This is a genomic window from Staphylococcus taiwanensis (genome assembly GCA_020544305.1).
GTDB lineage: Bacteria > Bacillota > Bacilli > Staphylococcales > Staphylococcaceae > Staphylococcus > Staphylococcus taiwanensis.
In genome coordinates this window covers 1,880,124-1,893,189 of the sequence record CP058667.1, presented here as the reverse complement: position 1 = coordinate 1,893,189, position 13,066 = coordinate 1,880,124, and the positions used below count along the sequence as shown (strand labels likewise).

General features: G+C 31.8%; 14 protein-coding genes and 2 tRNA genes. 8 read left to right on the top strand and 8 right to left on the bottom strand.

Annotation, left to right across the window (positions count from 1 at the left end):
• Positions 1-74 precede the first annotated feature (74 nt).
• Positions 75-1,592, top strand: a complete 1,518-nt coding sequence (locus tag HYI43_09050; protein UDI78686.1) for a bifunctional metallophosphatase/5'-nucleotidase — start codon at positions 75-77, stop codon at positions 1,590-1,592.
• Between the two features lie 84 nt (positions 1,593-1,676).
• Here the strand turns inward: HYI43_09050 and HYI43_09045 are convergent, their stop codons facing one another.
• The gene (locus HYI43_09045; GenBank protein UDI78685.1) at positions 1,677-2,279 is read right to left on the bottom strand and encodes a CPBP family intramembrane metalloprotease; all 603 of its coding nucleotides are present in this window, start codon (positions 2,277-2,279) and stop codon (positions 1,677-1,679) included.
• 15 nt (positions 2,280-2,294) lie between these two features.
• Entirely contained in the window at positions 2,295-2,471 is a 177-nt protein-coding gene (locus HYI43_09040) for a DUF2187 family protein (GenBank protein ID UDI78684.1), read from the bottom strand.
• Positions 2,472-2,671: 200 nt separating this feature from the next.
• Here HYI43_09040 and HYI43_09035 point away from each other — a divergent pair, with 200 nt between their 5' ends.
• Complete coding sequence (locus HYI43_09035; GenBank protein ID UDI78683.1) at positions 2,672-3,661, top strand: lipoate--protein ligase; 990 nt, start codon at positions 2,672-2,674, stop codon at positions 3,659-3,661.
• Positions 3,662-3,711: 50 nt separating this feature from the next.
• Here HYI43_09035 and HYI43_09030 read toward each other — a convergent pair whose 3' ends face one another.
• From HYI43_09030 to HYI43_09015, 4 genes are all read right to left on the bottom strand, one after another.
• Complete coding sequence (locus tag HYI43_09030; GenBank protein UDI78682.1) at positions 3,712-4,377, bottom strand: Ltp family lipoprotein; 666 nt, start codon at positions 4,375-4,377, stop codon at positions 3,712-3,714.
• 275 nt (positions 4,378-4,652) lie between these two features.
• Positions 4,653-4,741, bottom strand: a tRNA-Ser gene (locus tag HYI43_09025).
• Positions 4,742-4,744: 3 nt separating this feature from the next.
• A tRNA-Asn gene (locus HYI43_09020) sits at positions 4,745-4,819 on the bottom strand.
• 151 nt (positions 4,820-4,970) lie between these two features.
• Positions 4,971-5,555 carry a competence protein ComK gene (locus HYI43_09015; GenBank protein UDI78681.1) on the bottom strand — a complete coding sequence of 195 codons (585 nt, stop codon included), beginning with the start codon at positions 5,553-5,555 and terminating at the stop codon, positions 4,971-4,973.
• Positions 5,556-5,772: 217 nt separating this feature from the next.
• On the opposite strand from HYI43_09015, the gene HYI43_09010 reads away from it, so the two are divergent.
• Positions 5,773-5,991, top strand: coding sequence for an IDEAL domain-containing protein (locus HYI43_09010; protein ID UDI78680.1), 219 nt, complete (start codon positions 5,773-5,775; stop codon positions 5,989-5,991).
• A 298-nt stretch (positions 5,992-6,289) separates the two neighbouring features.
• Here HYI43_09010 and HYI43_09005 read toward each other — a convergent pair whose 3' ends face one another.
• Entirely contained in the window at positions 6,290-6,508 is a 219-nt protein-coding gene (locus HYI43_09005) for a TM2 domain-containing protein (protein ID UDI78679.1), read from the bottom strand.
• Between the two features lie 185 nt (positions 6,509-6,693).
• Between HYI43_09005 and HYI43_09000 the strand changes: the two genes are divergently transcribed.
• Positions 6,694-7,251 (top strand): GNAT family N-acetyltransferase, encoded by a 558-nt coding sequence (locus HYI43_09000; protein ID UDI78678.1) that lies wholly within the window; start codon positions 6,694-6,696, stop codon positions 7,249-7,251.
• Between the two features lie 37 nt (positions 7,252-7,288).
• Here HYI43_09000 and HYI43_08995 read toward each other — a convergent pair whose 3' ends face one another.
• Positions 7,289-8,227: a 1,4-dihydroxy-2-naphthoate polyprenyltransferase gene (locus HYI43_08995; GenBank protein ID UDI78677.1), complete on the bottom strand. Its 939-nt coding sequence runs from the start codon at positions 8,225-8,227 to the stop codon at positions 7,289-7,291.
• Between the two features lie 179 nt (positions 8,228-8,406).
• On the opposite strand from HYI43_08995, the gene HYI43_08990 reads away from it, so the two are divergent.
• From HYI43_08990 to menB, 4 genes are read left to right on the top strand one after another with little or no spacing between them, the layout of a single operon-like run.
• A complete protein-coding gene (locus HYI43_08990; GenBank protein ID UDI78676.1) occupies positions 8,407-9,774 on the top strand; it encodes an isochorismate synthase in 1,368 nt (455 codons plus the stop codon).
• Positions 9,761-11,434, top strand: coding sequence for a 2-succinyl-5-enolpyruvyl-6-hydroxy-3-cyclohexene-1-carboxylic-acid synthase (menD, locus tag HYI43_08985; protein UDI79295.1), 1,674 nt, complete (start codon positions 9,761-9,763; stop codon positions 11,432-11,434). The genes HYI43_08990 and menD overlap by 14 nt, the downstream gene beginning before the upstream one ends.
• Positions 11,421-12,224 (top strand): 2-succinyl-6-hydroxy-2,4-cyclohexadiene-1-carboxylate synthase, encoded by an 804-nt coding sequence (gene menH, locus HYI43_08980; GenBank protein UDI78675.1) that lies wholly within the window; start codon positions 11,421-11,423, stop codon positions 12,222-12,224. Before menD ends, menH begins: the two co-directional genes overlap by 14 nt.
• Positions 12,217-13,035 carry a 1,4-dihydroxy-2-naphthoyl-CoA synthase gene (menB, locus tag HYI43_08975; GenBank protein ID UDI78674.1) on the top strand — a complete coding sequence of 273 codons (819 nt, stop codon included), beginning with the start codon at positions 12,217-12,219 and terminating at the stop codon, positions 13,033-13,035. Before menH ends, menB begins: the two co-directional genes overlap by 8 nt.
• Positions 13,036-13,066: the final 31 nt, after the last annotated feature.

The following is a 13,066-nucleotide window of genomic DNA, read 5'->3' as shown; positions in this document are numbered from 1 at the left end:
AACGATAGTTAGAAATGGATAACACTCATAGTTTGATAAATGTTAAACTAGCTTTAAATAAGGGGTGTGTAACTTTGGAGAAAAATGAAAATATAACTATAGATATACTTGCAACTTCAGATATGCATAGTCATTTCATGAATGGCGATTTTGGTTCAAACATTTACCGTGCAGGGGCTTATGTCAAAAGTGTTAGAGAAGACAATGAGAATGTTGTTTTACTAGATAGTGGAGGGAGTCTCGCCGGTTCTTTAGCAGCACATTATTACGCTATAGTAGCACCTTATAAGCGTCACCCAATGATTAAATTAATGAATGCTATGCAATATGATGCAAGTGGTATTAGTCCAGACGATTTTAAATTTGGTTTGTCATTTCTAACACGCTCAGTGTCTTTAGCACGATTTCAATGGTTATCGGCAAATATTGAATATGCATTGACCAAAGAACCTTATTTCTCAACGCCATATGTTATTAAGCAATTTAGTAACGTAAAAATTGCAATCGTTGGTTTAACTGCCGATGGATTAATGAAGAATGAATATGCTGAAATGGAAAAAGATGTAAGTATTGAAAAAACACTGTTATCTGCTAAACGCTGGATCAGATATATTCATGAGACTGAACATCCAGACTTTCTTATAGTTATCTATCATGGTGGTTTAGACAAAATTAATCAAACGAATACACGCCATGGTGAAAGTTCCCATGAAGCTGAAAAAATCATGAAAAAAATTGGCGTAATAGATTTAATGATTACTGCACATCAACATCAAACAATTGTAGGTAATGATTATGAAACAGTATATATTCAAGCTGGTCAAAATGCTCAAGAACTAGTGCACGTAAAAATTAGGTTTAAGAAACGTACAAATACATTTGAAAAAGAAGATATCGAGTCAGTTGTAATTAATTTAAGTGAATATCAAGAAGATAATGAATTGTTAGAACTCACATACTATGATCGTAAAGCAGTTGAACATTGGTCTAAAGAGATTATTTCTGAAAATGAATTTAATTTACAAGTAAGAGGATTAGAAGATTTAATTGGCAAACCACATCCTTTTGTGCAACTTTTACATGATAGTATTAAATTAGCCTATGATAATAAAATAACGTGTATTAATGTTCCTAAAAATGGTGAAAAAGGACTAACAGGTATAATTACAAATGAAGATCTTTACCATTCATACCCTCACCCTGATAAAGCCATAGATTTAACTTTGACAGGCCAGCAAATTAAAGATCTGATTGAATATACGTATTCTTATATTCAGTTTGAACAAGAACAATTAAGTATGACAATAATAGACGAAACATTATGCACGTTATGGCAAGGATTTGAGTATGAAGTTGATATGAACAATGAACCATTTCATCGTGTAAATTTGAAAGACATAAAATTAGAAGGTACTTACCGTGTTACAATGACAGACTATTGTTACAGAAATTACCGTTCACGCCTTGATGATACGACTATCCATCATACAACGTACGATCAACCAATGAGCACACTTATTGCTGAAAAACTAAAAGATTCTAATTACCAATTGAATGTGAATCATAATTTTAGAGTAAAGTTTGATAACTAACCCTTCAATTATATAAACGTTCTACAAATAAAGATTACTTTAAAAAAAGAAGCTTTTCTTAGTCTTTTAACTAAGAAAAGCTTCTTAACCATGAAATATTAAAAGTAAAATGATTGCAACGATTTGTCCTAATGATGTTGTTACAATACGACGAGTATATTGGTAACTCATTGATAGAACGACTTGCGTAACAAAAATAAATGCTACAATCCACCATTTGTCTAGATAGATAAATAATGAACTTGAACATAACGAAGTTACTATAATTATTAACCAAGTAGGAAATTTGAATTTAGTTAACTCTTTTTGCAAAACTGTTCTCATATATAGTTCATGACACGGAATTACAAAAATCAATGTCACTAACATTTGCCATTTGAAATAAACGCCTGTTCTTGTTAACTCTTTAATAAGCTCAGCATAAGATAGTTGTGGTGATAATAATGAAAAGATTAACTGTATAATAATAAGTAAAACACTTGTTATTATACCAACCCCAATAGACGTTAATAAACGTTTAGAGTTAATATCACGTTGATAAAAAACATAACTTATACCAGCAATTAGCATGATACCAGTATATAAATACCAGTATTCTTGATGTTCTCCCCACATGATGTATAAGATCAAATGGAATACAATAAAGCTTGCAATAAACCAAATTAACGCTTTTGATATATTTTTCATTTACTAATAACCTTCTTATTCAACGATTGTATAGCGTTTGTGATTAATAACCGTTTTTTCTGGTAAATCTAAATCATTGAAGTTATCCATAATAGTTAAGTCTACAATTACTGAATTGTCATTAATTTTTTCAACACGGCCTCTTAAACCGTCATAAAATTCTACGATATTGCCAACTTCTGCAACAGTCATTTCGAGTCCTCCTCAAATCATAGCTAGGCTATATTGTACTAAAATTTTACATAATAATAAACAAATATATGCTAAAAAAAGTAAATATTATTTTAATTATGAATAAAATGTCAAATTTGAGTAAATAATTGGCAATCTATTTTATTATAAGGCATAAATGAATTAAGGGCATAATTGGGTAAGTTAAAGGAGAGATAAATATGAAATTTGTAAGCAACAATAATATTAACGATCCTACTATCAATCTTGCGATGGAAGAATACGTTTTAAAACATTTACCAGCAGATGATAGTTATTTTTTATTTTATATTAATGGGCCTTCGATTATTGTTGGTAAAAATCAAAATACAATTGAAGAAGTTAACAAGCAATATGTTGATGAAAATAATATTCATGTTGTACGTAGAATCTCTGGTGGGGGAGCTGTGTATCATGATCAAGGTAACTTAAATTTTAGTTTTATCACTGATGATGATGGCAATAGTTTCCATAATTTTAAAAAATTTACTGAACCCATTGTGCAAGCATTACAATCGATGGGGGTTAATGCTGAAATGACTGGTCGAAATGATATCCAAGTGGGCCAGGCAAAAATTTCAGGTAACGCGATGGTTAAAGTAAAAGATAGAATGTTTAGTCATGGAACGCTAATGTTGAATAGTGATTTAGGAGAGGTCCAAAATGCCTTAAAAGTTAATCCGAAAAAAATTCAATCAAAAGGTGTTAAATCTGTACGTAAACGTGTAGCAAATATTGACGAATTCTTAGATGAATCAATATCAATCGACCAATTTAAGCAAATTATTCTAAAAACAATATTTGGAGAACATGAAGTTGAAGAATATAAATTGACTGATGAAGATTGGAAAAATATTGAAGAGTTAAGTAATAATAAATATAGAACTTGGGATTGGAATTATGGTAGAAATCCTAACTATAATTTTGAACGTGATGAAAAATTTGAAAAAGGTTTTGTACAAATCAAATTTGACGTCAAAAAAGGCAAAATTGAACATGCTAGAATCTTTGGAGACTTCTTTGGTGAAGGTGATGTCACTGAATTAGAGAATGCTTTAATAGGGACGTTACATGATTATACGCATATTAAAGAAGCTATGGAAGACTTTGACTTTTATCATTATTTCGGTGACATTAAAAAAGAAGAGATTTTAAAATTAATGTCTTATTAGTAATAAATAAGCGGCTATTAAGGATATTTTCCTTAGTAGCCGCAAAATGTTTATTTATTTAAATGATCGATAGCATATTGTGCTTCTTCTTGCGTGAATTTTTCACCATATTCTGAAGTTAATTGCTCATAAATAGATTGTGTTGACATATGTTGAGTTTTTGCATAGTCTTTAGCTTTTTCTAATGCGTTTTTCTTATAATCAGCTTTAAGGTTATCGATAGCGTATTGTGCAGCGTTTGCCGGGAATTTTTCACCGTATTCTGAAGTTAATTGATCATATATACCTTTTTTAGACATATGCATGAAACTAGAGTATGTTTCAGCTTTTTTTAATGCAGCTTGTTGTTCTCTAGTTGACTCTTTATCATTATTAGACTTTGATTCATCTGTTTGTTCTTTAGTTGTTACAGTACTTTGATCATCAGTTTGTGATGTAGATGCGTTATCATCTTTTTTGCTATTAGAGTCGTTATCATTTTTTTGTTCTGTAGTAGTATTACTATCTTTATTAGTGGTTGAAGTATCTGAAAATGTAGCAGTACAAGCTGAAATACCAATGATTATAATGATTAATAGTACTAGACATCCACCACAACCACCACATCCCCAAAGCCATTTTTTCTTACTTTTGGATTTTTCCTCTAGTTGTTGTATAGATGCTAAAGGTTCACTTTGGCTAGAATGATGTTCTTTTTCGAAATGTTGTTCTGTCATGTTGATTAATCCTCCGAAATAATATATTAAGAATAAAAATATTCTTAATATCTATTATATTCTAAGAAAGGTGTATTTTGTAACATACAATTTAGTTTTAATAGATTAATTTACGACAATTTACTTTTTTATACACAATTTTAATATGTAATGATATATATAATTCAAATTGAAGGTATGCTTATTAAATTAGAAGATAGAAGTTCTTAGTAAATGAAGTATAGACGATAATAAAAATAAACAAAAAAACCACCGAATATCGGTGGTTTAAATGACGGAAACGGAGGGATTCGAACCCTCGCGCCGCTCTCGCGACCTACACCCTTAGCAGGGGCGCCTCTTCAGCCAACTTGAGTACGTTTCCATATGGCTCCGCAGGTAGGATTCGAACCTACGACCGATCGGTTAACAGCCGATAGCTCTACCACTGAGCTACTGCGGAATAATTTGATTTATGATGCTATCTCTAATCAGCACAAATATTATTATATCAATAAACTTAAAATTTGCAAGGTATTATATTAAAAAAATATACGGAATATTTACACTATATTAATATAAACGTTCCGTATATTTTAAAATTAAACATAAAACTATTTATCTTGTAATAGTGAGTAATGGGAAAGTGCTTCAAATATATTTAAAGTAGTTTTTTCATAATCAATAGGCATTTCAGGGTTATTCGATTTCATGCGGGATTGTTTATCAACCATGTAGTAGTAGAAAATACAGTTAGAATATTGATGCCAGAGGCTATGATAAGAAACATTAAGTGTGAGTGTTTGCTGGTTAGCAAAAATGATTTTACTTTTTCGGTTTTTCAGTGGTTTAATTTCGTGCACATAATGCATGTTAATCCAAATATTTTCTTCTAAACGATCGGAATGTGTTGGGAAAAAGTAAGTTGGGAATAAAGGAGTTAACAGAATAGGGGGCTTGCTCGTAATATTTGCAATGCGCTGGGTTTCAGATTTTTTACTAATGTAGTTGTTACCGTAAAATTTGCAAGATCTCTCAATGATTTTTTGAGTTTTGAAAGGATTCTTTTCAACGCTAGTGTCGTATTTCATGATTTCTGAACCGTTCGTGTGTTCATATTCATCAAAGACTGGTTTAACTACCATATCTCCTTTCCGTATGATATATACAGTATTTTGGTTTTGAGAATTGTTGGTCATCTCATTACCTCCTTTTATATATTGTTATTAATAGCTTTGATTACCATCTATTAATAACATAAATTTATTATATAAAAAGTTTATACGTTGTCAAGATATTCTTTAAAATACCTATTACACTTATTTTTATAGAAAAGTCAGAATATTCTATTGATTTAAAAAATAAAAACTTATATACTATCACTATATCAAAAAGAAAAGAAAGGCAGTGATTGTAATGAATTACAACACGAACGTCAAACATACGACACTAGAAGATTTTGTAACAACAGTTAACGATCTTGGAGTTGAGCTTATAATTGATGAGGCCCTTCGACAGGCTCGTAAGAAGCAATTAGTTGAATTAATTGATGAAGCATTGGTTAATAAAAATGAAAATGATTTCATTAATTATACGAACGAATATAAAAATTTGGAGGCATTTTTAAATGAGTAAATCAGGATCCAGTAACTCATTATAAAAGGACTATTCACTACTTTAAATTAAGTTAGCGAACAGTCCTTTTTAAATACTATTTATTTTCCACCTTTTGATTTTCCTTCAATCATATTTCGAATCCATTTTACTAAATATCCAGTTATAACAATTCTAATTACACGTTTAATAATGTTCATAATAACTTGCTCCTTTATTTTCTATTTCTTGAAGTTTACCCATTTCTCAAAGAATTAAAGATAAAAATTAAACTAGAAAATCGTAGCATTTACTGAATCAACGAATAACTTTGAATTTGTTAATTTTTTCTAGGAATAATAATATAGCCATCTTTATCTGCTTTTGTATTAAATATCACTAATATCCCATGAATAATTGAAATAATAGTTGGAATAAACGTCCAAAAGAATAATAGATGTAACACACCTTGAATTACTTTGTCGGCATAGAATTTATGAATACCAACACCACCTAAGAAAATGGCACACAGTACATATAATGTTTTATTTACCTTCATAACAGCATTGCGCCTCCTTAAAATCACATTGTAAGCATTTTGAAATAAAAAGCAAATGAAAATTCTTTGAAAAGCCCAAATAAATAGAGTTAATAAACTCAATAAATTAGTAAATAATTTATTATTAGTAGGAAGTTTCATATAATGAAGATGATAAGCATTCATAAAAGAAAGGAGTAAAAATAATGATAAGGAAAGCACGACCAAGTGATAATAAACAAATTGCTGAATTATGTTATATTATTTGGCAAGATATGGAATTAGATTTAGTCAAAGAATTCACAAAAGAACGTGTCATTCAAGCACTTGAAGAAAGTATTGTTAATATTGATTATCGCACGAACTACAATAATATTTGGGTGTATGAGCAAGATAATCAAGTTGCAGGTTGTATTATTGCATACGATGGTGCTAAGGAAATGGCGTTAGAGGAAACATGGAAAGAATTGCCACTTGAGGAAGATATGAAGATGTTCGATACACCGTTACCACTTAAAGAAGCTAAAGATGATGAATGGTATATTGAAACAGTAGCAACATTTTCAAAGTTTAGAGGGCAAGGCATTGCTACACAATTATTTGAGTATCTTATAAAACATTATCCTGACAAAAAGTGGAGTTTGAGTTGTGATTATGATAATCCTAAAGCACGTAAATTGTACGAACGATTAGGATTTGAATGGGTAGAGGATATCAACTTATATGGACATGACTATTTACATATGGTTTATCAACCAAAATAAAAGTCCAACAATTCATTGTTGGACTCAGTTTATCGACTTAAATACCGCCTAATATAGCACTTATATAAATTCCTAATGCATATAGAATACCAAATATCGTATTTGTTTTACCTGTTGCTGCCATTGCAGGCATCATACTGGCAGGTGTATCGTTTTTCTTGAAGCGACGAATCGCTTTAACAGGCATTGGGAAAGAAAATAATACTAGTAAATAGAATAGAGATCCACCTGATACAAATAAAGCAATATAAATAACGATAACGTATGCTAGGATGTACATCGCTGCCATAAAGGTAATGGATGCTTTTTTACCTAATAAAATAGGTAATGTTTTACGGCCACTAGCTTTATCTTTAACACGATCACGAATGTTGTTTGCCATATTAATTAAACCAATTGTAATAACAATAGGAATACTTATCCAAACAGCAAGACTGTTTAAATTACCTGTTTGAATGAAAAAGGCAAGTAAGATGATAATCATCCCCATAAACAAACCAGAAAAAAGTTCTCCAAACGGTGTCCAAGAAATAGGCATAGGGCCACCAGTGTATAAATAGCCAATTGCCATGCACACAATCCCTACTGGAATAATCCAGAATGACGTATTCGCAGCTAAGAAAATGCCTAATAGTGCAGCAATGACATAAAACGCAATTGCTAGATTCATGACAAGTTTAGGACTCATACCATTTCTAACTATAGCACCACCGATACCCACGGACGTATGGTCATCTAAACCTTTTTTAAAGTCGTAGTATTCATTAAACATATTTGTTGCCGCTTGAATGAGTAAACAAGCGATTAACATTGCAAGAAATAATGTGAATTTAATGTTATCTTGACTGCCTAATAAAAAAAGTTTAGCAGTTGCCGTACCTACTAAAACAGGTACTACTGCAGCAGTTAGTGTATGAGGTCGCATTAAGTGCCAATATTTTCTAACAGTAGAATATTGTTGATATTGATCTGCCATAATTTAATCTACCTCTTATAATATAAAGTTTTAACATATGTATTTTAAAGGAATAGGTAATAAAGGTCAATCTACGTGAAATATTCTCCTATAAGATTAAGCAATTATGCCACTATAAATATCGAAAAATGATACAATATTATAATGAGTAAAAATAGATAATGAAAGAAGTGAAATGAATGGCTGCGAACTTAAAAGAAGACGATATAATTGAGTCAATTTATGAAAGTAATAAAAATTGGGTTTCTGTTGAAGTAAAAATAGATAAAGTATTTTCACCTGATGAGTTGTTTTATTTAACAGATGATCAAGCTGGGGACCGCTTTTATTTTCGTTTGAACGATAACACGTCTTCATTTTTCGGCTATCATGCAATTCAAAGAGTTAAAAATAACTTTGAAAATAAACAATCTATCTTTCGTGAGTGGGAAAAGTTCAAGAATGATATTGAATTAATACATCCCGAAACAGAAAAACATCATCTGAAAGTTGTTGGTGGCTTCCAATTCTCAAGCCATAAATCAGATGATGAATGGCGTGAGTTTGGAATCAATCATTTTGTCGTACCGGAAGTATTAATTTCCACTATCAATAATCAAACATTGCTCACATATACAGTTGAAAGATTGAAATTTGATATGGAAGAATTGAAAAAAATTGTTTCTTATTTTGAAGATACACACGTGGATATGTCAGAACATATTGAAACGATAGGTAATATTAAGCGAATGGAAGATATATATAAAGATGAATGGAAAGAACTTGTTAGTGATGCTATCGCTCAACTTGATGATAATAAAAAAATTGTTCTCGCAAGACGTCGTTTGATAAGATTCGACAAACCAATCAGTATTCCGTACGTACTTAATAGAGCACTTAAAAATGAAAAAAATAGTTATATATTTATCTTAGAGTCAAATGAATCTGTATTCTTCTCACAAACGCCAGAACAATTACTTAAAGTTGATAATGGTGTTTTATCAACAAAGGCAGTTGCAGGGACTATCAAACGTTCACAAAATCTCGAAGAAGACGAAAAAAACATTCAAGCATTTTTACAAGATAAAAAGAATTTAGGAGAACATGACTTCGTCGTTAGAAGTATTTTACATGATATAGAACCGTACGTTGAAGATATTGAATATAATGAGACACCTAATATTTTGAAAAATGATCATATGTATCACCTTTATACTCAAATTAAAGGTAATTTAATTAGTAATTCTTATATTGGATTAATTGACCATTTGCATCCAACACCTGCGTTAGGGGGGTATCCTAAAGATGAAGCGGTTAATTTTATTGAAGAAAATGAATTCGGAACGCGTGGTCTTTATGGTGCACCGGTGGGATATATCGATATGAATGATGATTGTGAATTTATAGTGGCCATTCGTTCAATGTTAATTAAGCAGAATCAAACCACATTATTTGCAGGTTGTGGCATAGTTAAAGATTCTGACCCTGATAGTGAATTAGCTGAAACAGCAGTTAAATTTTCACCAATGATGAATGCTTTAGGAGTAGTGGATAATAATGAATCATAATGAAGCTTTAACGAAACAAGTATTTACATTTGCTTCCGAATTATACGCATATGGTGTTCGTGAAGTCGTGATTAGTCCAGGATCGCGATCAACGCCGTTAGCGATTGCTTTTGAGGCACACCCTAATATTAAGACATGGGTTCATCCGGATGAACGCAGTGCTGCCTTTTTTGCTTTAGGTTTAATAAAAGGAAGCGAAAGACCAGTAGCAATCTTATGTACTTCAGGTACTGCAGCAGCCAACTATACACCTGCAATTGCGGAAAGCCAAATTAGTCGTATACCACTAATTGTATTAACGAGTGACCGACCACATGAACTTAGAAGTGTAGGTGCACCTCAAGCAATTAATCAGGTTAATATGTTTGAGAATTACGTTAATTATCAATTTGATATGCCAGTTGCAGATGATAGTGAACAAATGACAGACACTATTTATTATCAAATGCAGATAGCAAGTCAGTATTTATATGGACCACACCGTGGACCTATTCATTTTAATTTACCGTTTAGAGAACCATTGACGCCAGACCTTGAAAAAGTAGATTGGCTTACGTCTTATCATAAAACGTTACCACATTATCAAAAAAATATTAATGTGCAAGATATTAGTGGCATTTTAAAAGAAAAAAAAGGTCTGATCATCGTAGGTGACATGCAACATCAAGCTGTTGACCAAATATTAACTTATGCCACTATACATGATTTACCAATACTTGCAGATCCATTAAGTCAGTTGCGTAAATACAATCATCCTAATGTAATCACAACCTATGATCTGTATTATCGAGCTGGTCTTGACTTAGACGTAGACTTTATTATTCGAGTTGGTAAACCAGTCATTTCCAAGAAATTGAATCAATGGCTTAAACGCACAACTGCTTTCCAAATATTGGTTCAAAATAACGATAAAATTGATGTGTTTCCGACGCCGCCAAGTATTTCTTATGAAATTTCAGCGAATGACTTCTTTAGAAATTTAATTGAAGAGGGTACAATTGATAGAAAAAATTGGATAGAAACTTGGCAAACATTAGAGAAACAAGGACGTCAATTAATCGACAAACATACGTCGCAAGCAACTGATGAGGCAGCTTATGTTAACTTACTTATCGAAAAATTATCAAAAGATGATGCTATATTTGTAAGTAATAGTATGCCTGTACGAGATATAGATAATCTATTATTTAATAGTGAAGTAGAAGTTTATGCAAATCGTGGTGCTAATGGCATTGATGGTGTGGTATCAACAGCAGTTGGTATGGCAGTACACAAGAATATCACATTATTAATTGGAGATTTAGCGTTCTATCATGACATGAATGGGTTACTCATGGCGAAATTAAACCATATTCACTTGAATATTGTATTGCTTAATAATGATGGCGGAGGTATCTTTTCATATTTACCTCAAAAATCTTCAGCAGATGCGTATTTTGAGCGCTTATTTGGTACACCTACTGGTTTAAACTTTGAATATACAGCGTTACTATATGATTTTACATTTAAACGTTTCAATGCTGTGACTGATTTTGCTCAAGAAAAATTATCGCATATGAGTTCACATATCTATGAAATTATGACCAATCGAGATGATAATTTAGCACAACATCAAATTTTATATAAGAAATTGAGTGGTATTTTAAATGTTACATTATAATTTTCATAAATCATCTACTGAAACCAATCAATTATTAGTTTTATTACATGGTTTCATAAGTGATAGTCGTACTTATGATAGCCATCTTGATGCCTTTTCAAAAGAGACTAATGTCTTAACTATTGATTTGCCAGGACATGGTAAAGATGAGACTTCAATGTCTAATGTTTGGGATTTCCCATTTTTAGCACAACAATTAGACATGGTGCTTGAACAATATAGTGATTATCAAATGACTTTATTAGGTTATTCAATGGGTGGAAGGATTGCACTTTATTATGCACTATATGGTAAACAACCATTAGCAAGCTTAATATTAGAAAGTACTTCTCCCGGCATTAAAGATGAAGATAATAGATTAGAACGCCAACAAATAGACGCTGCACGAGCGAAGGTATTAGATATTGCTGGTTTAGAAATCTTTGTTAACGATTGGGAAAAATTGCCTTTATTTTATACCCAATATGACTTAGATAAAGATAAGAAGAAAGCGATACGTGACATGCGTATGTCACAAAATCCTAATACATTAGCAAAAGCCTTACGTGACTATGGTACAGGACATATGCCAAATTTATGGGATGAAATTAAAACCATTGACATACCATGTCTTATTCTAGTGGGAGAATTAGATAAAAAATTTGTTAACACTGGACAAGCTATGAAAGAAAATATAAAAAATAGTCATGTACATCGTTTTCCGGAAGTTGGACATACAATTCACGTGGAAGATGAAGCGGAATTTGATACAATAGTAATAGGTTTTTTAAAGGAGGAGCAAAATGACTAGACAGTGGGAAACACTTAGAGAATATGATGAAATTAAATATGAATTCTATGAAGGAATCGCAAAAGTAACAATTAATCGCCCTGAGGTACGTAATGCATTTACACCTAAAACAGTGGCTGAAATGATTGATGCTTTCAGTCGTGCACGTGATGATCAAAACATCTCTGTAATTATCTTAACTGGTGAAGGAGACAAAGCATTTTGTTCAGGCGGAGATCAAAAAAAACGTGGACATGGTGGTTATGTAGGTGAAGACCAAATCCCTCGTTTAAATGTATTAGATTTACAACGTTTAATCCGTGTCATTCCTAAACCGGTTATCGCTATGGTAAGAGGTTATGCCATCGGTGGTGGTAACGTATTAAACGTCGTTTGTGACTTAACAATTGCTGCTGATAATGCAATTTTCGGACAAACAGGTCCTAAAGTAGGTTCATTTGATGCTGGTTACGGTTCTGGTTACTTAGCAAGAATCGTTGGCCATAAAAAAGCGCGTGAAATTTGGTACTTATGTCGCCAATATAATGCACAAGAAGCTTTAGATATGGGCTTAGTTAATACAGTTGTACCTTTAGACCAAGTAGAAGATGAAACAGTTCAATGGTGTAAAGACATTATGAAACATTCTCCAACTGCTTTACGTTTCTTAAAAGCTGCAATGAATGCTGATACAGACGGTTTAGCTGGTTTACAACAAATGGCTGGAGACGCTACATTATTGTACTACACAACTGATGAAGCAAAAGAAGGTCGTGACGCGTTTAAAGAAAAACGTGATCCAGACTTCGATCAATTCCCTAAATTCCCATAAGCCAATAACGGCAATATAATTCAAAATATGA

Coding starts and splice junctions, on each gene's coding strand:
- HYI43_09045 (UDI78685.1), bottom strand. CDS start 2,279: ATGAAAAATATATCAAAAGCGTTAATTTGGTTTATTGCAAGCTTTATT.
- HYI43_09040 (UDI78684.1), bottom strand. CDS start 2,471: ATGACTGTTGCAGAAGTTGGCAATATCGTAGAATTTTATGACGGTTTA.
- HYI43_09035 (UDI78683.1), top strand. CDS start 2,672: ATGAAATTTGTAAGCAACAATAATATTAACGATCCTACTATCAATCTT.
- HYI43_09030 (UDI78682.1), bottom strand. CDS start 4,377: ATGACAGAACAACATTTCGAAAAAGAACATCATTCTAGCCAAAGTGAA.
- HYI43_09015 (UDI78681.1), bottom strand. CDS start 5,555: ATGACCAACAATTCTCAAAACCAAAATACTGTATATATCATACGGAAA.
- HYI43_09010 (UDI78680.1), top strand. CDS start 5,773: ATGAATTACAACACGAACGTCAAACATACGACACTAGAAGATTTTGTA.
- HYI43_09005 (UDI78679.1), bottom strand. CDS start 6,508: ATGAAGGTAAATAAAACATTATATGTACTGTGTGCCATTTTCTTAGGT.
- HYI43_09000 (UDI78678.1), top strand. CDS start 6,694: ATGATAAGGAAAGCACGACCAAGTGATAATAAACAAATTGCTGAATTA.
- HYI43_08995 (UDI78677.1), bottom strand. CDS start 8,227: ATGGCAGATCAATATCAACAATATTCTACTGTTAGAAAATATTGGCAC.
- HYI43_08990 (UDI78676.1), top strand. CDS start 8,407: ATGGCTGCGAACTTAAAAGAAGACGATATAATTGAGTCAATTTATGAA.
- menH (UDI78675.1), top strand. CDS start 11,421: ATGTTACATTATAATTTTCATAAATCATCTACTGAAACCAATCAATTA.
- menB (UDI78674.1), top strand. CDS start 12,217: ATGACTAGACAGTGGGAAACACTTAGAGAATATGATGAAATTAAATAT.